A 24195-nucleotide genomic window follows, 5' to 3' on the forward strand; every position below is an offset into this window, starting at 1 on the left:
CCTAGGCCACGGCCGACAGGCGCACTTTGCAGCGCGCCGTCGCCAGAATTTCAATACACAAGCGGCCATAACTCATGCCCGCTGCCTTGGCACCCATGGGTACCAGAGAGTGCCCCGTCATCCCTGGTGAGGTATTCATTTCCAGCAGCCAGGGACGGTCTTCACCATCGAGCATCAGATCGGCACGCCCCCACCCTTCGCATCCAAGCGCGCGATAGGCCTGCTCGGACAAGGACTGGACGCGTTGCGCCAAGCCCGGCTCCAGCGGAGCCGGGCACAGATACTGCGTGTCGTTGGAAACGTACTTGTGCTCGTAGTCGTAATTGCCCTGCGGTGCGACGATCTCGATGACCGGCAGCGCATGGGCTTGCGCGCCCGCGCCCAGGATCGCCACCGTCAGCTCGCGCCCCTGGATGAACTGCTCGGCCAGGGCCTGCTCGTCGAAGCGGCAGGCCAAGGCCAGCGCTTCAGGCAGCTGCTCAGCGTGGTCGACTCGCGTGACCCCCAGCGTGGACCCCTCATGAGGCGGCTTGATGATGAGTGGCAAACCCAGTTCGGCCTCCACCCCCTTCGAGTCCGCATCACATGCCAAGGTTGTGAAGCCCGGGGTCGGCAGGCCATGCTGCAACCACAGTCGCTTGGTCGCGATCTTGTCCATTGCGAGACTGGAGGCCAGCGGGCCACTCCCCGTGTAGGGAACGTTCAGAAGTTCCAGTGCCCCTTGAATCGTGCCATCCTCGCCGTACCGCCCGTGCAAGGCAATGAAAACGCGCTCGAAGCCTTGATCGGCCAATTCGGCCAGGCTGTGCAAGCCGGTGTCGAACAGGTGCGCATCCACGCCCTCGTCGCGCAGCGCCTTGCACACGCCAGTCCCTGACATCAGCGACACTTCCCGCTCCGCCGAGCGCCCTCCGTACAGCACCCCGACACGTCCAAAGGAAGTCGTCATAGCGGGCTCCCCAGCTGAACCGGCACGCGACTGATGGAGCCGGCACCCATGATGATCACGACGTCGCCGTCGCGCACGAATTCACGAATGGCTGGCGCCATGTCCGCCACGTTTTCGACGAACACCGGCTCCACCTTGCCGGCCACCCGCAAGCCACGGGCAAGCGACCGACCGTCGGCAGCGACCAGCGGGGGTTCTCCCGCCGGATAGACTTCCGTCAGAAGGACCGCATCGGCAGAACTGAGAACTCGCACGAAATCTTCGAAGCAGTCGCGGGTCCGGGTATAGCGGTGCGGCTGGAACGCCAGCACGATGCGGCGTTCGGGCCAGGCACCGCGCGCGGCCGCCAAGGTGGCGGCCATCTCGGCCGGGTGATGTCCGTAATCATCGACTACCGTATAGGTGCCCCCGCCTTGGGCCGCCGATACCGGGAAACGCCCAATCTGAGTGAAACGCCGCCCCACGCCACGAAACTGCGCCAATGCTTCCTGAATGGCGGCATCGGACACCCCGAGCTCGGTGGCCACGGCAATACTGGCCAAGGCATTGAGCACGTTGTGCCGGCCCGGCAGATTGAGTCGCACCGGCAAGGGCGGCAAGGTGCCGTCCGGTCCCTGGCGTTCAGCTACGAACTGCATGGCGGTACCATCGGTACGGATGTCGTGAGCCCGCACTTGCGCGGGGGCATCAATGCCGTACGTGGTGACCGAACGCGACACGAAGGGAATGATCTCGCGCACGTTGGGATCGTCCACGCAGAGCACGGCACTGCCATAGAACGGCAGACGATGCGTGAACTCGACGAAGGCACTTTTCAGACGTGCGACGTCGTGTCCGTACGTGTCCATGTGGTCCATGTCGATGTTGGTGATGATCGCGGTCACCGGCAACAGATTCAGGAAGGACGCATCGGACTCGTCGGCCTCGACGACGATGTAATCCCCTTGCCCCAAGCGAGCATTGGCATCGGCTGCATTGAGCCTCCCACCAATGACGAAGGTGGGGTCCAGCCCGCCCGCCGCCAGCACACTGGCGACCAGGCTGGTGGTGGTCGTCTTGCCGTGCGTACCGGCTACGGCGATGCCCAGCTTCAGGCGCATCAGTTCCGCGAGCATCAAGGCACGCGGCACGACCGGGACGTGGGCTGCTCGCGCGGCCAGGACCTCGGGATTGTCGGCATGAATGGCGCTGGATGTGACGATGGCACCCGCGCCGGCGATATGCTCGGCAGCATGGCCGATCATAATGCGCGCCCCGAGCGCCGCCAGACGTTGCGTGACAGCGGTTTCCTGGATGTCGGACCCGCTGACGACGTAGCCCTGATTGAGCAGAACTTCGGCAATCCCGCTCATGCCCGAGCCGCCAATGCCGACGAAGTGAATATGGTGTATGCGGTGCTTCATGCCGATTCCTCTTGGGTATGGACGCACGCTTCGGCGATGAGCTGTGCAGCATTCAAACTTGCGTGTTCGTGGGCGTGAGTCGCCACGGCGGACAGCTCGGCCCGCTGGCGCGGCTGCAGCCAGGCGGCCAGCGAGGCGTCGTCCAGATCGGTCTGGCGCATCATCCAGCCTCCGGCGCACTCAGAGAGATAGCGGGCGTTGGCGGTCTGGTGGTCGTCGATGGCGCCAGGCAGCGGCACAAACAGCGCGGCCACACCCACGGCAGCGACTTCGGCCACCGTCATCGCCCCGGCTCGGCAAATGACCAGGTCAGCCTCTGCCATGGCAGCCGCCACGTCATCGATGAACGCGGAGACCTCGGCTTCGATGGGGAGCGACTCATACACCTGCCGCACCGCCTCTGCGTGGCGCTGACCTGCCTGGTGACGCACGCGTGGCCGGAATTCTTCCGGCAGGCGCGCGACGGCCTGCGGTACCAGCTCGTTCAGGCGAGCAGCCCCCTGGCTCCCTCCCAGAACGAGCAGATTCAAACGGCCTACACGGCGGGCGTAGCGCTGCGTGGCGGGCTCGACTGCAGTGAAGGCGGCTCGCACCGGATTGCCGACCATCAAGGCCCCCGGCAGAGCCCCCGGAAAGCCCACCAATACACGGCGGGCCACCCGTGCCAGCCAACGATTCGCTGTCCCGGCCACGGCGTTCTGCTCGTGAATCACCAGAGGGATACCGGAGCACCGAGCCATCATCCCGCCCGGAAAGGCCACATAGCCACCCATGCCGAGCACGACGTCAGGGCGATGCTGCCTGAGCAGCACACGCACCTGCCAGCAGGCCACCGCCAAGGTGAAAGGAAGCTTGAGCAAGGTTTTCAGCCCCTTGCCGCGAACGCCGCCAAAACGCAGCGGCAGGAGCGTAATGCCATGCTCCGGCACGAGGCGCCCTTCCATGCGATCGGGATCTCCCAGCCAGAGAATGCGCCAGCCCTGAGCCTGCAAGACTTCGGCCACGGCAAGACCCGGCATGATATGCCCGCCTGTGCCGCCCGCCATGATGAGGATCGTGCGCTGCGTCATCGCCGCTTCCCCCTCATCATGCATCGGGTTTCGTAATCCACGCGCAGCAAAAGCGCGATGGCCACGAGATTCATGACGATACCGGAGCCGCCGTAACTCACCAGCGGCAAGGTCAGGCCTTTGGTGGGCAACAAGCCCACCACCACGCCCACGTTGATGAAGGCCTGCACGCCAAACCAGAGCGCCACGCCTTGAGCCACCAGCCCATCGAACACGCGGTCCAGCACCATGGCCTGACGCGCGATGTCGAACCCCCGGATCACGACATAGGCGAATACGGCCAGCAGGCACAGCACGCCGACAAAACCCAGCTCTTCACCAATCACGGCCACGATGAAGTCGGTATGCGCTTCCGGCAGGTAATGCAGTTTTTCGATGCTGTCGCCCAACCCCACACCGAACCATTCGCCGCGCCCCAGCGCAATCAGCGAATGCGAAAGCTGATAGGCGCTGCCGTAGGTATTTTCGGGGTTCCAGGGATCGAGGTAGACGAAAATCCGCTCGCGGCGCCACGGGGACGCCCAGATCAGCAACATGAAGCTCCCCATCACGATCCCCAGGAGCGTGGTGAACAGCTTCAGATTGATGCCCCCAATGAACAGGATACCCACAGCAATCGCGCCAATGACGATGAAGGCACCCAGATCGGGTTCCAGCAGCAGCAGCAGGCCCACCAGGGTCAGGGCCATGGCCATGGGGAGGAAGCCGCGCAGGAAGCCTTGCAGGTGAGCCTGCTTGCGCACCACGTAGTCTGCGGCATACAGCAGCACCACGACTTTCATCAGCTCTGACGGCTGAAAATTCAAGGGACCCAGGGCAATCCAGCGGCGCGCCCCGTTCACCTCACGTCCGATGCCAGGTACCAGCACCACCACAAGCATGAGCAGCGCGATGGCAAAAAGAGGCAAGGCGACTTTTTGCCAGACCTTCATGGGCACGCTGGCAGTGAACAAGGCTGCGACGAGCCCCACGAGGATGAAGACTGCGTGCCGTCCTACGAAATAGAACCGTCCGTAGCTTTCGTAGCGAGGACCATCAGACAGTGCAATCGAGGCCGAATACACCATCAGCAGGCCGAAGAGCACCAGCGCAATGACAGCCACGATGACCCCGACGTCTACGCTGGCCATGGTCGTGCGCCCGGGACGCACCGAGTTCAGGCTGGAGGTCAGATCGCGGAACACGCTCATGCCACCTCCCCGTGATCCAGCGCCAACTCGCGCACCGCCTCGATGAAGCAGGCGCTGCGATGGGCATAGTTGCGGAACATGTCCATGCTGGCGCAGGCCGGTGACAGCATCACGCCATCTCCCGGCTGAGCCAAGGCCATGGCACGCACCACCGACTGTTCCAAGGTTTCGCAGGACTCGAGCAAGACACCGCAATCAGCCAGCGCCTCGGCAATCCGCGGACCGTCCTGTCCGATCAACAGTACTGCGCGCGCATGGGCACGCACGGCGGGTGCCAGCGGAGAGAAATCCTGGCCCTTGCCCAGCCCGCCTGCAATCAGGACGACCGGCCGCACACATGCCCGCAGCGCCGCCAAGGTCGCCCCTACGTTGGTGCCCTTGCTGTCGTCGATGAAATCCACGCCGGCCACCGTGCGCACCAGTTCGGTGCGATGGGCTTCGCCCTGAAACTCACGCAAGGCGTACAGCATCGGCGCCCAGTCCAATCCCAGTTCTGCGCCCAAGGCGAGCGCTGCCAGGGCATTCAAGGCGTTGTGCAAGCCCTGAATTTTGAGCGCGTCGACGGGCATCAGAGCCTGAATGCGCCCAGGCTGCCGCACCCGAACCTGCGCCGAGGCCTTGCGTCGAGGCGAAGCGGCCAAGGGTTCAGCCATTTCAGTGGCTTCTGTGCGCACCAGCCAGGCGAGCCCCTGCTGCGTCTGCAAGCCCAGATCGCCGGTCAGCACCGGCAGGCCGCTCCCGAAGCTGCGAACAGACTCGGCGGCCAGATCGTCGACCATGGCGCGGACCCAGGTGTCGTCGCGATTCACGACTGCGACCCTGGCCATGTGCAGCAGCCGCGCCTTGGCCTTTGCATAGGCCTGCATGTCGCCATGCCAGTCCAGATGATCCTGAGTCAGGTTGAGCACGACACCCACGTCGGGCTGCAGGGTCGAGGTGGTTTCCAGCTGGAAGCTGGAGAGTTCCAGGACCCAGATGTCCGGCAAGTCATTCTGCGCGAGCGCATCCTGCAGGCTCGCCAGCGCAGCCGGGCTGATGTTGCCCGCCGCGCGTACGCTGACACCGCAGCGATGGGCCAGATGACGCGTGAGCGACGTAACAGTCGTCTTGCCGTTGGTCCCGGTCACGGCCGCAAGGCGCGGGGCGTAGCCCTGAGCGCGCAGATCCGCCAAGGCGCGCGCAAACAGCTCGATCTCACCCAGGACCTCGATCTTGCGTGCACGCGCGGCCGCCAGCAGCTCGCTGACAGGAGACAGATGAGGATTCAGGCCAGGACTCAGGACCAGCGTATGCACGCCCTCGAGCGCCGAGACATCCAGGGCATCGGATCCCAGGCACAGGTCTGCAGTCACGCCATCAGCGAGCAGCGCGTCCAGCGCACCCGGCCGTTCACGCGTGTCCAGGATGCGCAAGGACGCACCCTGGGCTGCACACCAACGAGCAGCCGCCAACCCCGTCTCACCCAGCCCAAGGATGAGAACGTGGCCATCGCGCCGCACGGAGGGGAATGAATAATCCTGACTCATCGCAATTTCAGACTCGACAGGCCCACAAGGACCAGCATCATGGTGATGATCCAGAAACGGACCACCACCTGGGTTTCTTTCCAGCCGCTCACTTCAAAATGATGGTGCAGCGGCGCCATGCGAAAGATCCGGCGCCCCTCGCCATACCGTTTCTTGGTGTACTTGAACCAGGACACCTGCAGCATCACCGACAGCGTCTCGACGACGAACACACCGCCCATGATGAAGAGCACGATCTCCTGGCGCACGATGACCGCAATGGTCCCCAGCGCGCCCCCCAATGCCAGCGCACCCACGTCCCCCATGAAGACCTGGGCGGGATACGTGTTGAACCACAAAAAGGCCAATCCCGCTCCAGCAATTGCGGCACAGAGCACCATCAGTTCCGAAGCCCCCGGGATGTAGGGGAACAAGAGATAGCGGGAGTAATCCACACGTCCCACGACGTAGGCGAACACGCCCAGCGCGGTGCCCACCATCACCGTCGGCATGATGGCCAGGCCATCGAGGCCATCCGTGAGATTCACCGCATTGCTGGAACCCACGATCACCAGCCAGGTCAGAATGACGAAGCCGAAGACGCCCAGCGGATAGCTCACGCTCTTGAAGAAGGGCACGATGAGGTCCGCCCGCGTGGGCAGGGGCATGGTAAAGCCGCTGAGCACCCAATCCCGGAAGAGCGGCCAGAGGTCCGCGTTGGCGGGAGCAGACACCGCAAAGCTCAGGTAGACCGCCGCCACGGCGCCGATGATGGCTTGCCAGAAGAATTTCTGCCGTGCCGGCATCCCTTCGGGATCGTGATGCACGACCTTTCGGTAATCGTCGGCCCAGCCAATCCACCCAAAACCAAAGGTCACCAGCAGGACCACCCACACGAAGCGATTGGTCCAATCGGCCCACAACAAAGTGCTGATCCCAATGGAGATGAGAATGAGAGCACCACCCATGGTGGGCGTGCCATTTTTTTGCAGGTGTGACTTGGGCCCATAGCTGCGCACGGCCTGCCCTATCTTCATCACCGTCAGGCGGCGAATCAACCATGGGCCGGCCAACAGACCGATGGCCAGCGAGGTCGCGCAGGCCAGCAGGGCCCGGAAGGTGATGTATTCGACCACGCCGAAAGCGCGGAAGTGTTCGTCTGACAACCAGCGCGCGAGTTCAAGCAGCATGGTTGCCCTCACTGGTGGATACGCCCGCCATCAGAGCCCGGACGACGCGCTCCATCTGCATGCTGCGCGAACCCTTCACGAGAATATGACCAGGGCGAGCGGCCAGTACTTCGGGCAGCAGAGACTCCAGCGTGTCGAAAGATCTTGCCTGCGGCCCGAATGCCTCAGCGGCTCCTTGCGACGCCTGCCCCAAGGTCAGCAACAGATCCACGCCCCGTTCGCGAGCATAGGCCCCCACTTCGGCGTGCATGGAGGGCCCCTGGTCACCGACCTCTGCCATATCTCCGAGCACCAGGATACGCCGACCATCAAGTCCTGCGAGCACGTCAATGGCGGCACGCACGGAATCGGGGTTGGCATTGTAGGTGTCGTCGATGAGCTGGAAGCCATCCGCCAGCGCGCGCGGCTGCATGCGCCCCCTGACCGGCATGAAACCTGCAAGTCCGGCCACGATGGCGCTGGCCGGCGCCCCGGCGACCCAGGCACACGTGGCCGCTGCCAGGGCATTGTGCAAATTATGGCGTCCTGGCGCATGCAAGGCGACCGAGACGGCCTCGCGGCCCAGATGCAGACGGAATTCCGTGTGATCCGTGCCTGCATGGACTTGCGACGCCCGCACATCGGCCTCCGCCGAGAAGCCGAAACGACGCACCGCCTTGCCCACTGCCAATTCCTGCCACACTGCACGATGAGCATCGTCGGCAGGAAACACGGCCGTCCCGGACGCCGGGAGCGATGCAATCACGGCACCGTTCTCACGCGCCACGGCATCGACCGTGGCCATGAATTCCTGATGCTCACGCTGGGCGTTGTTGATCAGCGCCACCGTAGGTTGCGCAATCGCAGCCAGCACGGCAATCTCGCCGGGGTGATTCATGCCGAGTTCGAGCACCGCCGCCCGATGGGCGGGCGCCAGACGCAGGACGGACAGTGGAACGCCAATGTCGTTATTGAAATTGCCTTCTGTCGCCAGCCGGCCTTCTTCACCCACCCAGGCCGCCAGGATCGAGCTGATCATTTCCTTGGTCGTGGTCTTGCCGTTGCTGCCGGTCACGGCAATGACGGGCAGCGAGAACAGACTGCGCCAGACCGTCGCCAACCGTTGCAACGCCTGCCGAGTATCCCCCAACACAATCTGTGTGAGGGTGGCCTCGGGCACCGGATGGGCGACCACCGCCGCGCGCGCCCCCGCCCGTGCAGCGGCCTGCAGGTAATCGTGACCATCGAAATGGGGCCCTTGCAAGGCCAGGAACAGATCCCCCGACTTCAAGCTGCGCGTGTCCGTCGACAGCTGGGCCCCTTGTTGCCAGGTCAGCGCAAAGCGCGCCCACTCGCGATCATCGAAAGGACTGCGTACGTGATTGACTTCTTGATAGGTTTCGTGGCCCTTGCCCGCCAACAGGACGACGTCACGTTCGCCCGCCCGCCAGATGGCGCGAAGAATCGCGCAGGCACGATCGACCTCGACGTCCGGGTGCCCAGGCATCCCGGCCACGATGGCCGCTATGATGGCTTCGGGAACCTCAGTCCTGGGGTTGTCGGTCGTGACAACGGCGACATCTGCCAGCCGAGCCGCGATCGCACCCATCAGCGGACGCTTGCCCGTATCGCGATCTCCGCCGCATCCGAACACGCATACCAGCCGGCCGCCCCGCTCACGAGCCACGGGTTGCAGCGCCACCAGCACGCGCTCGAGCGCGTCTGGCGTATGCGCGTAATCCACGACTACCAGCGCCTGCGGGTGCGCTGAGCTCACCCCCCCCAGCGCATTCACGACTTGCAGGCGTCCGGGAACCGGCTGCAGCACCGCCAGCGCGCGCGCCGTCCGGCTCAAACCCCATCCCAGCTCGCGCAGCACGCCGGCCACCAGCAAAAGGTTCGACACATTGTGCTCACCGACCAGGTGAGTCAGAATCTGCGCATTGCCATCTGGGGTCACCAGCCTGAACACCAGGCCATCGGAGCCATGCTGCAGATCCTCGGCGCGAAAAGCTGCCGTTGCATGCGCCTTCAGGCTATAGCCCACCCGATGCCCGGATGGGGCCTGTGTCTCCAGAAGCTCCAGGCCCGCAGCGTCGTCGGCATTGATGACCGCACCGCGCATGCCTGCACGGCTGAACAATAGGAACTTGGCCTCTTTGTAGCGCTGCAAAGTGCCGTGATAATCGAGATGATCCCGGGTCAGGTTCGTGAACCCCGCCACCTGAATCCGCACGCCGTCCAGACGGCCCTGGGCCAGGCCGATCGAAGACGCTTCGATCGCTGCGGCCATCCCACCTGCGCGCTGAATCGCGGCCAGACTGCGATGAACCGTGATCACATCGGGCGTAGTCAGCACACCCCCAAGATTGCTGCCGTCGGGAAGCGTCACTCCCAGGGTCCCGATCGTGCCACAAGGCATCCCTTCAGAGCCCAGCGCCGCTGCAATCCACTGAACCGTGGACGTCTTGCCATTCGTGCCCGTCACGGCAATGACCGTGAGCGCATCCGAAGGCCGGCCATACCAGAGGTGGGCGATCTCACCCAGCAGAGACTGCAGATCGGGGACCGACAGCACGGGAACCCGGTCAGGCACCGGCTGATCCGACCCCGCCTGGCACACAATGGCGGCCGCTCCCGCGTCAGCGGCGACCTGCATGTAGGTCCGTCCATCCGCTGCAATCCCAGGGCAGGCAAAAAACACATCACCGGAGTGGATCTGACGAGAGTCCAGGAAGAGATCTGCTCCCCGTTCGACCCGCTCGTCCAGCCAGGTCATGATGTCAAGAATATTCATCGTGCGTGTCTCCCCTGATCCGCCACGGCCACCAGGGAATCCACTGGGACATCCGGCCGCACCCCAAGACGGCGCAGGGTGCTCGAAACGATATCGGAAAACACGGGTGCGGCTACACGGCCGCCATAATACCCCCCTGCCATAGGTTCATCGATGGAAACGGCCACCACAATGCGAGGATTTGAAACAGGCGCAAAGCCGACGAACGAACCCCGGTATTTGGTGCGGCTGTACTGGCCGTTGATGATCTTGCGTGCGGTCCCGCTCTTGCCGGCCACACGGTAGCCTTGAACCTGAGCCAGCTTGGCCCCGTCCGGTCCCGCTGCCGCTTCCAGGTAGGTGCGCATCAGATGCGTGACCCACGGCGTATAGACCTGTGTGCTGGTGGGTTTGCCGTCCCGACGCAGCAACGACAGCGACACCATGTCACCATCCCGTGCGAAGGCGGTATAGGCATGCGCCACCTGGATGAGAGACACCGACAGGCCATAGCCATAGGCCATGGTGGCGCGTTCGATGGGGCGCCACCGCTGCCAGGGCCTGAGCCGACCGGCAGCCATACCCGGAAAATTCGCTTGGGGAACCCGACCAAAGCCGAGCTGAGAAAATTTGGCCCACATATCCTGGGACGACAGCAGCTCGGAGATCATGGTCATCCCCACATTGCTGGAATGCTGAATGATCCCTCCGACGTTCAAGGTGCCGAAGTGCCCCACATCGGAGATCAACGCGCCCTGGTAGCGATAGCGCCCATTGCCGGTGTCGAACAGCGTCGTGGGGGTGATCCTGCCCTCGTCAAGCGCAAGCGACGCGGTAAAGGGCTTCATGATGGAGCCCGGTTCAAAGGTGTCGGTCACCACGCGGTTGCGCAGAGCAGGCCCTGTGCGCTGCGACACGTCGTTGGGGTCGTAGGACGGCAGGTTGACCATGGCCAGCACTTCACCCGTGCGCGCGTCCAGCACGATCGCCGCCCCGCCCTTGGCCTGGTGCTGTTCGATGGATTCCTTGAGCGCCGTGTAAGTGTCGAACTGAATACCCGCATCGATGGAAAGCTGAAGGTTCTGACCGTCCACGGCCGGAATCGCGGCCTGCACGTCCTCGACAACGCGGCCCAGGCGGTCCTTGATCACGCGCCTGGACCCCGGTTGCCCAGAGAGCTGATCGTTGAAGGCCAGTTCTATTCCTTCGATGCCGCGATCCTCTATGTTGGTGAAGCCCACCACGTGGGCCATGACCTCGCCCTCAGGATAGAAGCGCCGCGTCTCGTCGAGCTGCTGCACGCCCGGGATCTTCAACTTCTGGATCTGCTGTGCCACGTCCAACGGCACCTGGCGCTGGAGATACACAAAATTCTTGTCCTCGTCTTGCGTGCGCTGCTGAATGTCACGCGCATCGACGCCCAGAAGCCGCGAAAGCTCAGCCACCTGTTCAGGTGTCGCCTTATGAAAATCTTCAGGGATGGCCCAGATCGCTTTGGCCGGAACGCTGGAGGCCAGCACGACCGAGCCACTGCGATCGAAGATCTTGCCGCGCACGGCCGGCAGGACCAGCGTGCGCTCGTAGCGCTTTTCGCCTTGCCGCAGCAGAAACTCATTGGACAGGATCTGCACGTTCAGGGCCTTGGCCACCAATGCACACAAGGCCAGCCCCAAGACGATGAGGACCAGCCGCGCGCGCCAGAACGAAGGCTTGGACGACAGCACCGGGCTGTCATGGAAACCAAACCGCTTCATGGCTGGCCTCCTTGTGAAGACACTTGCGGCGAGAGCGGGGGCTCCTGCAAATAGATCGTGCGCCCCGGCGTGACCGGAACCAGGTGCAATTCAGTGCGTGCCAGCTCGTCGATCCGGGCGTTGCGCGCGAGCTCGGCTCGCTGCAACTGCAGGCGGCGCCACTCTATGTCCAGTTCGTGCGCCTGCGACTTGAGCCGCTCGGAGGCCACGAACAATTCGCGCGTCTGGAACCGCACCGTCACCAGAGAAATGGCGGATGCCATCAGCATGACGGTCAGCAGGACCGCAAGCCGCATCATCGATGCTTCCTTCGCCCTGCCGGGCGTGCACTGGCCTGCCCCGGGCGGTGTACGAAGCCCTGGGCGCGTTCCAGACTCAAGGGCTCACGAGTGCGTTGCGCGACCCGCAGCACGGCCGAGCGCGCACGCACGTTTTCTCCCACTTCGGCCGCATCGGCCTGGACGCGGCCCAACAGAGTGACGTAGGGCTGCGGCATATCTTTTTCGGCGATGGGCAGGCGCGCCTGCTCCTGACCTGGTCGCGCGGCCGCGGCCAGACACTGCTTCACCATGCGATCTTCCAGCGAATGGAAGCTGATCACGGCCAGCCGCCCTCCGCACCCCAAGCGGCTCAACGCGACCGGGAGGGTGCTCGCGAGCTCCTCAAGCTCTTGATTGATGTAAATCCGTATAGCTTGAAAGGTGCGAGTGGCCGGATGTTGACCCTTTTCGCGCGTGCGGACGACACTAGCGACGAGCTGGGCAAGTTCGCCCGTGGTGTGCAACGGGCGGGATTCGCGGCCCGCAACAATCGCCTTTGCAATCTGGAAAGCAAACCGTTCTTCGCCATAATCTGCGATAACCTCCTTGATCTGGTGCACGTCAGCTTCTGCCAACCATTCGGCGGCAGTCTGACCCCGGCTGGTATCCATGCGCATGTCCAATGGACCATCGCGCATGAACGAAAAGCCGCGTTGTGCATCGTCGATCTGAGGAGACGACACCCCCAGATCCAGCAACATTCCATCCACGAACGGAATGGAAAAACGATCGAGCTGGTCACCCAGCGTCGCAAAGCCTTCGTGGACGACCTGCACGCGGGCATCTTCAGCCTGCAAGGCACGCGCCGCCACGATGGCCTCAGGATCTTTGTCGAATACGACCAAACGCGCTCCCGGCGCCAGGCGCTGCAGCAACAGCCGGCTATGCCCGCCGCGCCCGAACGTACCATCCACATAGATTCCATCGAGCTTGGGCTCGTGCCCATCGCGCGCCGACCGGCGGCCAAAAACCGGGCTCAACAATGCGTCGATGGCCGGTTCCAGCAGCACGGTACGGTGGGAATACGCCATGGGCGGGCTCAGAAAGAAATTTGCTCAAGAATCGATGCGTCAAGCTTGTTCACATCCTCGACACTGCGGGCCTCCCATGTCACGCGATCCCACAGTTCAAAGTTCGACCCCAACCCCAACAGCATGACCTCGCGGTCCAGCCGCGCGGCCACACGCAATTCAGGCGCCACCAGAATGCGGCCGGCACCATCCATCTCGACATCCTGTGCACTTCCCAGGAGCAAGCGCTGCAATGCCCGCGCATTGGCAGGCAAGGCGGCAATCTGCTCCCGCTTGGATTCCCAGACGGAACGCGGGTAGAGAAGCAGGCACCCATCAGGGTGGCGGGTCAGGGTCAAACGTCCCTCTTCGTCAGACTGCAGCACGTCACGATGCCGGGCCGGAATCGACATCCGGCCTTTGGCATCCAACGTGAGTGCGCTGCTTCCCTGAAACACGAGGGGTTCCTCCCACTTCATGACACAAAAAACTACTTTCGCCCACTCTAAGTGATGTATTTGCGCCGGTCAAGAGGCTTTTTGAAATTTAATCAATGACAACAAGCACTTACATCCGATCCAAGCCCTATGCTATAAAAATAATCACGTGAAAAATCAATGGATTGGGACAAGAACTCAAAGTTCTTTATCATGAACTGAACCCCACCGGCCGGCCCCAATCCATCTGCCCGCTGACAGTCTCGACGAGTGCACCAGGAAACCGTCAGAAAAGCGGCGCCACGCGTGGGTCGGTCCCTGCTTCAACCCCCAATTGACAGGCCTGGCGCGACACTATGTAATGAGTTCGCAGCTCACAAAGCTGTCACAAAAGCGCGCCCATCCAGGACGCCGGACTCGAAAGCATCCGAGCCAGCCTTTATCTGTGCCACCGCTGTCAACAGAAAGGAGTCACTCTCATGTCGGATCGTTCCCCTCGTACCCCTTCACGCCGCCAATTCCTGCAATCTGCAGGCGCCGCCGGTGGGGCCCTTGCGCTGACCGGCGCGCTTCCGCTGCGGCAGGCATTCGCTGCCGACACCCCGCCCGCCATCAATCTGGGGCAGGTGTCCACCATGACGGGTTCGGCCGCCGAATTCGGTCCCTACTATCGCGATGCCGTGCAATTGGCCGTCAACCACGTCAACGCCGCAGCCAAAGAAGCCTTCGGCGGGCCCATCATCGCCAACCACATTACGGTCGACAGCGCCACACTCCCCACCGTGGGCGTGCAAGCAGCTCGCCAGATGATCGACACCCAGCACACGCCGGTCGTGATTTGCGGCTGGTCAAGCGGCGTCACCGTCGCGGTGGCCACGTCCGTCACCATTCCCTCGGGGGTGCTGCAGATCGCCAACGGCGCCACATCGCCGCTCATCAGCGTGCTGCCAGCTGACGCAAAGGCCGATCTCCTGTTCCGTACCTGCGCTTCGGACGCCCTGCAGGGTGTTGTGGCCGCGCAGCTGGTCGCGGGCAAGATCGACCCCAAATACAAGTTCCAAAAGGTCTCGACCATCTACATCAACAACCCTTATGGTCAGGGCCTGTCAAACTCCTTCGCCAACGCCTTCAAGAAATTGGGCGGTACCGTGCTCGCGCAGGTCCCGCACCCCGAAGAAGTACAGCCGACCTATAAGTCCATGCTGGCGCAGGCTCTGAAAGACAAGCCCGATCTCCTCATCATCGTGAGCTACCCGGCCCACACCATTTCCATCTGCAAAGAATCCCGCGATACGTTCAACTTCACGAGCTGGCAGTTCGTCGACGGCAATTCCAGCGTGGACATCATCAAGCAGGTGGGCCAGAAAGACATGGACGGGCACTACGGCACGGCGCCGGGCGAAGACACGTCCACGCAGTCGTACAAGGATTTTGCCAAGAACTTCATGGCCGACTTCAAATACGACCATTTCCCGCCCTTCACAACCAGCTCCTACGATGCAGCTCTCGTGGCTGGCTTGTCCATGGCGGCCGTGGTGGCTGGTGGTCAGAAAGACGCCTCGAAGATCACGGGGGCTGCGCTGCGCGACGAACTACGCAAGGTGTCCAATCCCCCAGGCGACATGATCGATGGCGGCGATCCAGGCCGTGTCGTCACCATGCTCAAAGAGCTCAAGGCAGGCAAGAAGATCAACTACAACGGGGTGGCCGGTCCTTGCGACTTCGACAAGAACGGCGACGTGATCACACCGATCAACATCTGGAAATACGAAGGTGACGAGATCAAGACCGTGAAGATGATCCCTGCCAAGGACATCCCTACCGCCTGATACGAACGACCCGGGGCGCGCCAGCGGATTCCGACCGACGGCGCGCCCGCTCCATCCCTCGATGTCCTTGACGTCAGCCGCGAGCTCCACGCCATCCACGGTGATGCCCGCGCCCTGGAAGCCGTAGAAACCTGAGCAGGACGCGGCGCAGCGATCAATCCTCTGGCACGCCCTTCAGGAAACGCGACACCCGTTTCTTTTCAGGCAGAATGCCCTGCGGGCGATACAACACGATGCCTGCCAGCAGCAGCCCCACGAACGCCCAGCGCAAGAACGACATGCGAGAAGCGATATCGGGCGCAATGCCCTGCAGCTCAGTGGACAGGAGATCCGTCACAAACCCGGTACCGCTCCAGACGGCCCAGATGACGAACGCGCCGAGAATCGCGCCCTTGTTGTTGCCACTGCCTCCCAGCATGAGCATCACCCACACCAGGAAGGTAGCGAACAGCGGTTTGAAGTGGCTGTAGTCTATGGTCACCATGTACGGCGCATACAGCGCGCCCGCCACCCCGATGATCACCGCCCCCAGCACGAACGACTGTACGCGCAGAGACTTCACGTACTTGCCGTTCATGGCCGCCGAGGCTTCTTCGTCGCGCACGGCGCGCAACGCCCGCCCCCAGGGGGAACGCACCATGGATTCCAGCACCAAGTAAACCACGGCCAGCGAGACGGTGACCACCACAAGATAGATATAGCTATAGTCGCGCGGTTGCAGGGCCGAGAACAGATGATTGACCCCGGCGGGCAGCCACGAACACCCCGCAGGATCTGCCAGGCACGAAAGCGGTTGGGGAATCCCGGACAATGGCTGAGGTCCGTTGGCCAGCCAGCGTTCATTCTGGAAAATCAGCCGGATGATCTCGGCAATGCCCAGCGTGGCGATCGCCAGAAAATCCGTGCGCAGGTGCAGGATGGGCTGAGCAATCAGATACCCCACCACGCCCGCCGTTACCCCCGCAGCCACCATGCCCACCACAAAAGGCGAATCGAGACCGAACCACTGCTGCGCATAGGCCGCCATCAGCCCCGAAGGCGGCGACGTGACGAACAGCGCCATGGTGAAGGCCCCCACGGCAAAGAACCCGGCAATGCCGAAATCCAGGTGGCCGTTGTAGCCCCACTGGGCATTCAGCCCAAGCGACAGCACGGAATAGATCGTGGCCATGATGCAGAAGGACACGAGGTAATCCATGATGCCAGGCAACCAGGCTGAGACCCCGAAAGCCAGTACCAGCCCCAGGATGACGGCAGCAGGCAGGCGTTTGCGCCAAGGCCAGCTTGAAAACACCAACCCTCCCAGCAAAATCGCGGGAATCAGCAGGAAGCAGGCCTTGAGAAAATGTGCGGAATCCATAATGGCCAAGCTCCTAACGCTGGACGAAAAGACCCTGTGGCCGCATCAGCAGCACCAGGACCATCAGCACGAAGGCAACGGCCGGCCCATAGGCCGGGTTCATGAAGGCCGAGGTCAGCTGCATGGCCACCCCGATGATGATGGACCCGACCAGCGCTCCCCAGGCACTGCCAATGCCGCCCATGATGACGGCAGCAAAAAGGGGCAACAGCAGCACGAACCCCATGTCGGGTCGCAACTGTGACGCCAGTCCATACATGGCGCCACCCACGGCTGCCATGCCGGCACCGATGGTCCAGGTCCAGGCAATCACCTGCTCGGTATTGATACCGCGCACCTGTGCCAGATCGGGATTGTCGGCCGACGCCCGCATCGCCTTGCCAATGCGTGTCCGCGTGAGCATCCAGTACATGGACGCCACCAGGATCAACGCCAGCGCGAACACGAAGAGCTGATCAGCCTGTATGCGCAGGCCCAAGGGCAACTGCAAAGCCGGATTGGAACGCCCGGAATAATAGAAGTGGAAATCCGATCCCCAGATCAAATACACCACGCCGCGCAGAAAGAACTCCATGCCCAGAGACGCCATGGCCAGCAGCACCAGCGGAGACATGTGCTTGCGCAAGGGACGGTACAAGAAGCGATCGAGCACGATGGCCACCACGGCCGTGACCACGGCCGCTACCAACAGGCCGACCAGGAGTTCCCAACCAAACGAGAATCGCCAGATAGGCCGGCTTTGCGGCAGCAACAGGACCACCCCATAGGTGACGTAAGCCCCCAGCGTGAGAAACTCGCCGTGCGCAAAATTGGGGAACTTCAGCACCCCGTAACACAGGGTGAGCCCGATTCCACCCAGGGCAATGATCCCCCCCAGCATGACGCCCCACGCCGTGAGCGACAGCATCTGCTCGGCGCTGGTGCCCGAGATCCAGCCAGCGACCCACATGGCGATCAGGACGAGCAGCAGCACCCCGCCTACAAAGCGCGGGCTGCGCATGCCTTCCTGGTCACGTGCCTCAACCGGTTCCGTGAATTCGTCCGATACGGAATCCGCCACGGCTTGTGCGCTATCGACCATGACTTCACCCTCCGAGGTAGAGGCGCCCGACATTGGGGTCCTCAAGAAGTTCCTTGCCCGTGCCCTCGTGGCGGTTCTCGCCACTGGCCAGCACATATCCACGATCCGCCATGCTCAAGGACTGCCGGGCGTTCTGTTCCACCATGAGGACCGAGATGCCGGTCTCGCTGATACGGGCGATGCGCTCGAAAATCTCATCCACCAGCTTGGGAGACAAAGCTGCTGTGGGTTCGTCCAGCAACAGCAACTTTGGGTTGAGCATGAGGGCACTGCCCATGGCGACCATTTGACGCTCGCCGCCCGACATCTTGCCAGCCAGCTGACGCCGACGCTGACGCAGCTTGGGGAACATGGCGTAGACGCGCTCTTTGCTTTCGGTGAGATCGGCCTTGCCCAACGGGAAGGCCCCCATCTCGAGATTTTCTTCGACACTGAGCGTGGTGAAGACGTTGGCCACCTGTGGCACATAGCACATGCCTTGCCGCACGATACGGTGCGGGGCCAGATGCGTGATGTCCTCGCCATCGAAGGTGATGGACCCAATGCGGGGATGCAACAGGCCAAAAATGGTCTTCATGAGGGTGGATTTTCCGGCGCCATTCGGGCCGATGATGGAGACGACTTCTTCAGGCTCGACGACCAGTGAAAGACCACGAAGGATTTCTGTGTCGCCGTACCCGGCCGTCACGGTGTCAACCTGCAGTAGCGGCATACTGCCCTCCGAGGTAAGCTTCGAGAACTGCCTTGTTGTTGCGCACGAGCTCAGGTTCGCCTTCGGCGAGCTTGCGACCTTCGCTCATGACGACCACGGGATTGCACAAGCTCATGACCATGTTCATGTCGTGCTCGATGAGCAGAAACGTGATGCCGCGCTCCTGGGCCAGATAGCGGATGTTTCGCACGATGCTCTGGAGCAGGGTGCGGTTCACACCGGCCGCCGGTTCGTCGAGCAAAATGAGCTTGGGATCAGCCATCAAGGTGCGCCCCATCTCAAGCAATTTCTTTTGCCCCCCTGACAGGTTGCCGGCGTACTCGTTCTGTACGTGGGTCAGCTGCAGGTACTCGAGCACCTCGCGCGCTTTCTGCAGATGCTGCATTTCTTCGTCGCGCACCCGGGGCCCGCCCCACACCGCGCGCCACCAGTGCTCCCCCGTCTGGGAGGCAGGCACCAGAAGCAGGTTTTCCAGCACGCTCATGGTGCCGTGCTCGCGGGGGATCTGAAAGGTTCTGCACAAGCCTCGCGCAAAGATCTGATCAGGGCGCAGGTGGCCGATGTCCTGGCCGTCGAGCACGACCCGGCCCGAGTCGTGAGCGATGAAGCCCGTAATCAGATTGAAAACCGTGGTCTTGCCGGCCCCGTTGGGGCCGATCAGGCCCGTAATCGTGCCGCGCTGCACCTGAAAGGAGCAGCGATCCACTGCTCTCAGGCCACCAAAGCTCTTGGTCAGATCCTGAACCTCGAGCAAGGGCGCTGCCTGCCCGGGCGTACCAGGGTGCGGCGCTTCCGTCGTCTGTGCCACCGATGTCTCCTGTAGGAGTCGTGGGCCGGTCTACCTGTTCCAGTTACAAAGCAGGCAATCGGTTTCAAAAGAGTGCGCACAGCGTAGCACAGCCCTGACAGGCCCCCCTATGCGAACAATTCCCTATCCCCATCAGGCAGCACTCGTGCTGCGCAACACGGCGCCGCGTGAAGAACACAGCGTCTGGAAAAGTGCGGAACAGATCTGTAGGCCGGATTCTGTACGCCAGGTTTCCCTGACGGGCAATCATTCCTCTGGTCGCGCCATTGCTGACGCGCTCTAGCCATCTACCCGCATGCTCGGACGGGCCGCCCTGTCGGCATATAGCCGGCGCATGCCTATTTGATGTTGCTCCCGATAGAGGTTGCCGCGTTTCACCCTGCCACGTCCCCGGCAGCACGCTGCCAGGACGGTACGGAAGTCGCCGTACCGGTGTGTGCTTTCGCGCCACCCCCGTGACAGACTCGTCTCTGTGGCCCTGTTCCTCAGCTTGCTCCGAAGAGGTCGCCGGACGGCTGTTGGCCGCTATCGTGCCCGATGGAGTCCGGACCTTCCTCGATATCCTGAAGATACCGCGATTGCCCGATCTGCCCCGCAGCCGCATTGTACGGGATACCATCCACCAAAGCTGCGACAATGAGCACTTTGGCCTGCACTTCGAATTTCATGCCTGACACCCTGCTTACTTTTACTGGCGCTCAACTGGCCTACGGCCATCATCCCCTCCTTGACCACGCCGATCTCACGCTCCTTGCGGGCGAGCGTGTCGGCCTGATCGGGCGCAACGGTGCTGGCAAGTCTTCTTTGCTGCGCGTGCTCGACGGCAGGACCCTGCTGGATGACGGCGACTTCCAACGACGCAACGGACTGCGCGTCGCCACGGTGGAGCAAGAACCCGAGCTGCCGGAAGGCGATGTGCTGCTTGACTACCTGTGCGGTGACCTGCTCGCGACTGAAGACTGGCAGCGTTCGGCACGGGCGGGGGCGCTGATCGATGCGCTGGGCCTGACGCCCGATCTACGCATGCAGGGGCTTTCGGGCGGCACACGCAAACGCGTTGCGCTCGCCAGAGCCTTTGTCGAAGAACCCGACCTGCTTCTGCTCGATGAGCCCACCAACCACCTGGACTTCGACGGCATTGCCTGGCTGGAAGATGCCCTGCGCCGCACCCGCTCCACGATCATCGTCATCACCCACGATCGACGTTTCCTCGATGCCGTCGCCACACGCATCATCGAGCTGGACCGAGGGCAGCTCCTCAGCTTCCCCGGCAACTTCAGCGCCTGGCAGGCCCGCAAGGAACAATGGCTTGCAGCCGAGCAGAAGGCCAATGCACGCTTCGACAAACTTCTTTCGCAGGAAGAAGTCTGGATTCGCAAGGGCATCGAAGCGCGCCGTACCCGCAACGAAGGGCGGGTACGGCGACTCGAAGCGCTGCGCCACGAACGCACTGCACGCCGCGACCAGCAGGGCCAGGTGCGCTTCGCGTTATCGGACGGCCAGCGCTCCGGAAAGCGGGTCGCAGAGCTCGAGCACGTGACGCACGGCTACGGCGACCGGGTGCTGATCCGCGATTTCAGCACGCTGGTGCAGCGGGGCGACCGCATTGGATTCATCGGCCCCAACGGAGCCGGAAAGACCACGCTACTGCGCATTCTGCTGGGCGAGCTTCACCCACAGGAAGGCGCGGTGCGGCTCGGCACCAATCTGTCGATCGGCTATTTCGACCAGATGCGCGCGAACCTGGATGAGTCCAAAACGCTGGCCGACACCATCAGCCCGGGCAGCGAATGGGTCGAGATCGGCAATGAGCGCAAGCACGTGATGAGCTACCTCGAAGACTTCCTCTTCCCGGCGGCGCGGGCACACTCACCCGTTTCCACCTTGTCCGGTGGGGAACGGGCACGGCTGGCCCTGGCGCGCATGTTTGCCCAACCGCATAACGTCCTGGTCCTGGACGAACCCACCAACGACCTGGACATCGACACCCTCGAACTGTTGGAGGGACTTCTGCAGGATTACCAGGGCACCGTCCTGCTGGTGAGCCACGACCGCGCCTTCCTAGACAACGTGGTGACGCAAACCATTGCCGCGGAAGGCAACGGCCTCTGGCGAGAATACGTGGGCGGCTACGAAGACTGGGAGGCGCAGCGACCCGCGGAGTCATCACAGGGCGAGAAAGCCCAGGCGGTGCCCCAAGCGCCGGCGGCGCAGCCCAAGAGCACCACGGCAGATTCACCAGCGGCCACGTCCACTCGAAAAAGCCGGCTGGCGCCCTGGGAGCAGCAAGAACTCGACGCGCTGCCCGGGCAGATCAGCGCACTGGAAACCGAGCAGGCTGCGTTGGCGGCGGCGCTATCGGCTCCCGATCTGTATCGTGACGGCCCCCAGAAGGCTGGGCAGATTCAGCAATCACTGGCCGACCTGGATAGTCGCCTGAATACGCTCTTCGAGCGCTGGACCGTGCTGGAAGACAAGCAGGGTTAGTGGCCCGGCCGGTGAGCTCGTGCGCCGATCGAACCCGCCAAACGGGACACCAGTGCCCCGGGCCCAGGCAGCGTTTCAGACGGCCGTCTGTACACGCCAGCCCAGCGTTTCACCGGCCGCAAGCGGCACAACCTGGGCCTTGCCCAAAGGCAGAATGTCAGGAACCACCTGCTCACAGCGCTCCAGTGTCACGGTCCCGGCGTTGGGCTGCAGACCATAGAAGCGGGGCCCATTGAGGCTGGCAAACGCTTCGAGTGTGTCGAGACGACCGGCAGCCTCAAAGGCAGTGGCATACAGCGCGAGCGCATGATAGGCGGTGTAGCATCCTGCGCATCCGCAATCCTGCTCTTTCAGCCCTCTGGGATGGGGCGCACTGTCGGTGCCCAGGAAAAACCGCGGGTCACCGCTCGTGGCCGCGTCCAGCAGCGCCTTGCGATGCGTCTCACGCTTGAGGATGGGGAGGCAGTACCAATGCGGGCGCAGCCCACCCCGAAAGAGCGCATTACGGTTGTAGAGCAGGTGGTGAGCCGTCAGCGTGGCAGCCACCGGCCCGGAGGCCTCTCGGACATAGGCCACGCCATCGGCCGTCGTCAGATGTTCGAAGACCACCTTGAGTTCCGGGAAAGCCTGCCGTAGCGGGCGCATCACGCGCTCGATGAAGACCGCCTCGCGGTCGAAGACGTCGACGGAAGGATCGGTCACCTCACCATGCATAAGCAGTGGCATGCCGACAGTCTGCATCGCCTCAAGAGCTGGCCGGCAATGGGCAAGCACATCGGTGACACCAGAATCCGAATTGGTCGTGGCACCGGCCGGATAGAGCTTGACCCCGTGAACGAACCCGCTTTCATGGGCTCGCCGGATCTCGTCGGCAGGGGTGTTGTCCGTGAGATACAGGGTCATCAACGGCTCGAAACTTCCAGGCTCGACTCCCGCCGCATCGAGCGCAGCCAGGATGCGCTCACGGTACGCATGAGCCGCCTCTGTGGTGGTGACGGGCGGCTTGAGGTTTGGCATGATGATGGCGCGTCCAAACTGCCGCGCCGAGTCAGCGACCACACTGCGTAAAGTATCGCCGTCGCGCAGATGCAAGTGCCAGTCGTCCGGGCGAATCAGGGTGAGCGTATGGGGCTGAGCCCCGGTCGCGGACACGTTCGCAAGCCGGGCCGATTCTGGAGACGATACCAGAGGAGAGAAGGTAGAACTCATGGATGTGGACTCACTTCTATAAATTTACGTTCAACCGGAGCCTCCGCCAGAAACTCGACCCCAAAAATGTCATTTGTTCTTTAGGGGCAAGCCGCGTTATGCTGCGGGGGCTATTCATTCAACAACAGGAGCCTGTTTTCATGGCAACCACCGAGAAGTCTGGTCGCAAGCCCAATGCGGCTTTCATGAAACCCTTGACGCCCAGCGCCACGCTGGCTGCGGTGATCGGTAAAGATGCCGTTCCCCGCACGGAAGTCACCAAGCGGATCTGGGATTACATCAAGAAGCACAATCTGCAGGACCCTGCCAACCGTCGCAACATCAATGCCGACGCCAAGCTACGCCCGCTGTTCGGCAAGGACCAGGTGTCGATGTTCGAACTGACCAAATTGGTCAGCCAGCACCTGAAGTAATTACGCGCGGCCTTCACTGGCCGCCCCCAGCCCGTTCTGGCGCTGGGGTTTTCACCCCGTCTATTGCATGCCAGCTGGCCGCCTTTCAGGCTACAGGCCCGGGAGCGGCATCTCGCCCGCACAGTGCGCAAGCCAGCCTTTGATCAGCCTGTAGATCACCCAAATCACGGCAATGGCACCCGTGACGAAGCCCACGAATACGAACATTGCAATGGCGCTGAGCACGATCCATAGCAGCCCCCACCAGAAGGTGCGGATCACCCAATCTATATGCCCGGCAGACACGGTGCCGACCATGTCGGCGCGCTTGAGGTAAGCCAGCACGATGGCCGCTATGATGGCAGGCCCAAAGAACCCGCACGAAACGATCCCCAGCGCAAACAGGCCGTAGATCAGGTGGATGATCTGGCGCTGAGCCAAGCCTTTGTCGGCCTCGGGAGTGTCTTCATCCTGAATCATGCAATCTCCAGCGTTGAATACAAAAAGACAAAGCCCCTGCAGTATACGCTGCAGGGGCTTTGAGGGATAAGAGCCTGACGATGACCTACTTTCACAGATGTTCATCCACTATCATCGGCGCGAAGGCGTTTCACTGTCCTGTTCGGGAAGGGAAGGAGTGGGTCCACCTTGCTATGGTCGTCAAGCATAACGGGTTGTGAGGCAAGCGAGCTTGGGGGGCCGATCTGGGGAGAGGGGCCCGCGCGCTTGCGCCA

Annotated in this window: 20 protein-coding genes, 1 rRNA gene and 1 other RNA gene; 3 read left to right on the forward strand and 19 right to left on the reverse strand. The window is 62.6% G+C overall.

The window, feature by feature from the left end; all coding sequences use genetic code 11:
- Position 1 precedes the first annotated feature (1 nt).
- From VF285_RS09260 to mraZ, 11 genes are read right to left on the reverse strand one after another with little or no spacing between them, the layout of a single operon-like run.
- Positions 2 to 949, reverse strand: a complete 948-nt coding sequence (locus VF285_RS09260; protein ID WP_346952326.1) for a D-alanine--D-alanine ligase — start codon at positions 947 to 949, stop codon at positions 2 to 4.
- The gene (gene murC / locus VF285_RS09265) at positions 946 to 2352 is read right to left on the reverse strand and encodes a UDP-N-acetylmuramate--L-alanine ligase (protein ID WP_346952327.1); all 1407 of its coding nucleotides are present in this window, start codon (positions 2350 to 2352) and stop codon (positions 946 to 948) included. Before murC ends, VF285_RS09260 begins: the two co-directional genes overlap by 4 nt.
- Positions 2349 to 3422, reverse strand: coding sequence for an undecaprenyldiphospho-muramoylpentapeptide beta-N-acetylglucosaminyltransferase (murG, locus tag VF285_RS09270; protein ID WP_346952328.1), 1074 nt, complete (start codon positions 3420 to 3422; stop codon positions 2349 to 2351). The genes murC and murG overlap by 4 nt, the downstream gene beginning before the upstream one ends.
- Positions 3419 to 4612: a putative lipid II flippase FtsW gene (gene ftsW, locus VF285_RS09275; protein WP_346952329.1), complete on the reverse strand. Its 1194-nt coding sequence runs from the start codon at positions 4610 to 4612 to the stop codon at positions 3419 to 3421. The genes murG and ftsW overlap by 4 nt, the downstream gene beginning before the upstream one ends.
- Entirely contained in the window at positions 4609 to 6138 is a 1530-nt protein-coding gene (gene murD, locus VF285_RS09280; RefSeq protein WP_346952330.1) for a UDP-N-acetylmuramoyl-L-alanine--D-glutamate ligase, read from the reverse strand. Before murD ends, ftsW begins: the two co-directional genes overlap by 4 nt.
- Complete coding sequence (gene mraY / locus VF285_RS09285; RefSeq protein ID WP_346952331.1) at positions 6135 to 7307, reverse strand: phospho-N-acetylmuramoyl-pentapeptide-transferase; 1173 nt, start codon at positions 7305 to 7307, stop codon at positions 6135 to 6137. Before mraY ends, murD begins: the two co-directional genes overlap by 4 nt.
- Positions 7297 to 10083 carry a bifunctional UDP-N-acetylmuramoyl-L-alanyl-D-glutamate--2,6-diaminopimelate ligase MurE/UDP-N-acetylmuramoyl-tripeptide--D-alanyl-D-alanine ligase MurF gene (gene murF, locus VF285_RS09290; RefSeq protein ID WP_346952332.1) on the reverse strand — a complete coding sequence of 929 codons (2787 nt, stop codon included), beginning with the start codon at positions 10081 to 10083 and terminating at the stop codon, positions 7297 to 7299. The genes mraY and murF overlap by 11 nt, the downstream gene beginning before the upstream one ends.
- Entirely contained in the window at positions 10080 to 11816 is a 1737-nt protein-coding gene (locus VF285_RS09295; protein WP_346952333.1) for a penicillin-binding protein 2, read from the reverse strand. The genes murF and VF285_RS09295 overlap by 4 nt, the downstream gene beginning before the upstream one ends.
- Complete coding sequence (ftsL, locus tag VF285_RS09300; protein WP_346952334.1) at positions 11813 to 12115, reverse strand: cell division protein FtsL; 303 nt, start codon at positions 12113 to 12115, stop codon at positions 11813 to 11815. Before ftsL ends, VF285_RS09295 begins: the two co-directional genes overlap by 4 nt.
- A complete protein-coding gene (gene rsmH / locus VF285_RS09305; RefSeq protein WP_346952335.1) occupies positions 12112 to 13167 on the reverse strand; it encodes a 16S rRNA (cytosine(1402)-N(4))-methyltransferase RsmH in 1056 nt (351 codons plus the stop codon). Before rsmH ends, ftsL begins: the two co-directional genes overlap by 4 nt.
- Positions 13168 to 13175: 8 nt before the next feature.
- Positions 13176 to 13604: a division/cell wall cluster transcriptional repressor MraZ gene (mraZ, locus tag VF285_RS09310; protein WP_346952336.1), complete on the reverse strand. Its 429-nt coding sequence runs from the start codon at positions 13602 to 13604 to the stop codon at positions 13176 to 13178.
- Positions 13605 to 14062: 458 nt separating this feature from the next.
- Here mraZ and VF285_RS09315 point away from each other — a divergent pair, with 458 nt between their 5' ends.
- Positions 14063 to 15412, forward strand: coding sequence for an ABC transporter substrate-binding protein (locus VF285_RS09315; protein WP_346952337.1), 1350 nt, complete (start codon positions 14063 to 14065; stop codon positions 15410 to 15412).
- Between the two features lie 154 nt (positions 15413 to 15566).
- Here VF285_RS09315 and VF285_RS09320 read toward each other — a convergent pair whose 3' ends face one another.
- The 5 genes from VF285_RS09320 to rnpB all read right to left on the reverse strand — a co-directional run bounded on the left by VF285_RS09320 (position 15567) and on the right by rnpB (position 19967).
- Positions 15567 to 16772 carry a branched-chain amino acid ABC transporter permease gene (locus VF285_RS09320; protein ID WP_346952338.1) on the reverse strand — a complete coding sequence of 402 codons (1206 nt, stop codon included), beginning with the start codon at positions 16770 to 16772 and terminating at the stop codon, positions 15567 to 15569.
- A gap of 13 nt (positions 16773 to 16785) precedes the next feature.
- The gene (locus tag VF285_RS09325) at positions 16786 to 17886 is read right to left on the reverse strand and encodes a branched-chain amino acid ABC transporter permease (protein ID WP_346952339.1); all 1101 of its coding nucleotides are present in this window, start codon (positions 17884 to 17886) and stop codon (positions 16786 to 16788) included.
- Positions 17858 to 18565 carry an ABC transporter ATP-binding protein gene (locus VF285_RS09330; protein ID WP_346952340.1) on the reverse strand — a complete coding sequence of 236 codons (708 nt, stop codon included), beginning with the start codon at positions 18563 to 18565 and terminating at the stop codon, positions 17858 to 17860. The genes VF285_RS09325 and VF285_RS09330 overlap by 29 nt, the downstream gene beginning before the upstream one ends.
- Positions 18546 to 19373 (reverse strand): ABC transporter ATP-binding protein, encoded by an 828-nt coding sequence (locus VF285_RS09335; RefSeq protein WP_346952341.1) that lies wholly within the window; start codon positions 19371 to 19373, stop codon positions 18546 to 18548. The genes VF285_RS09330 and VF285_RS09335 overlap by 20 nt, the downstream gene beginning before the upstream one ends.
- Positions 19374 to 19564: 191 nt before the next feature.
- Positions 19565 to 19967, reverse strand: an RNA gene (gene rnpB / locus VF285_RS09340) — RNase P RNA component class A.
- 72 nt (positions 19968 to 20039) lie between these two features.
- On the opposite strand from rnpB, the gene VF285_RS09345 reads away from it, so the two are divergent.
- Positions 20040 to 21860: an ATP-binding cassette domain-containing protein gene (locus VF285_RS09345; protein WP_346952342.1), complete on the forward strand. Its 1821-nt coding sequence runs from the start codon at positions 20040 to 20042 to the stop codon at positions 21858 to 21860.
- Between the two features lie 75 nt (positions 21861 to 21935).
- On the opposite strand, the gene pyrC is transcribed toward VF285_RS09345, so the two are convergent.
- Positions 21936 to 23069: a dihydroorotase gene (gene pyrC, locus VF285_RS09350; RefSeq protein ID WP_346952343.1), complete on the reverse strand. Its 1134-nt coding sequence runs from the start codon at positions 23067 to 23069 to the stop codon at positions 21936 to 21938.
- A 140-nt stretch (positions 23070 to 23209) separates the two neighbouring features.
- On the opposite strand from pyrC, the gene VF285_RS09355 reads away from it, so the two are divergent.
- Positions 23210 to 23482 carry an SWIB/MDM2 domain-containing protein gene (locus VF285_RS09355; protein WP_346952344.1) on the forward strand — a complete coding sequence of 91 codons (273 nt, stop codon included), beginning with the start codon at positions 23210 to 23212 and terminating at the stop codon, positions 23480 to 23482.
- 90 nt (positions 23483 to 23572) lie between these two features.
- Here VF285_RS09355 and VF285_RS09360 read toward each other — a convergent pair whose 3' ends face one another.
- Complete coding sequence (locus VF285_RS09360; RefSeq protein ID WP_346952345.1) at positions 23573 to 23941, reverse strand: hypothetical protein; 369 nt, start codon at positions 23939 to 23941, stop codon at positions 23573 to 23575.
- Between the two features lie 72 nt (positions 23942 to 24013).
- Positions 24014 to 24126 (reverse strand): 5S ribosomal RNA (rrf, locus tag VF285_RS09365).
- Between the last annotated feature and the right edge of the window lie 69 nt (positions 24127 to 24195).

The sequence above is a fragment of the Castellaniella sp. genome (genome assembly GCF_036379515.1).
Lineage (GTDB): Bacteria > Pseudomonadota > Gammaproteobacteria > Burkholderiales > Burkholderiaceae_B > Castellaniella.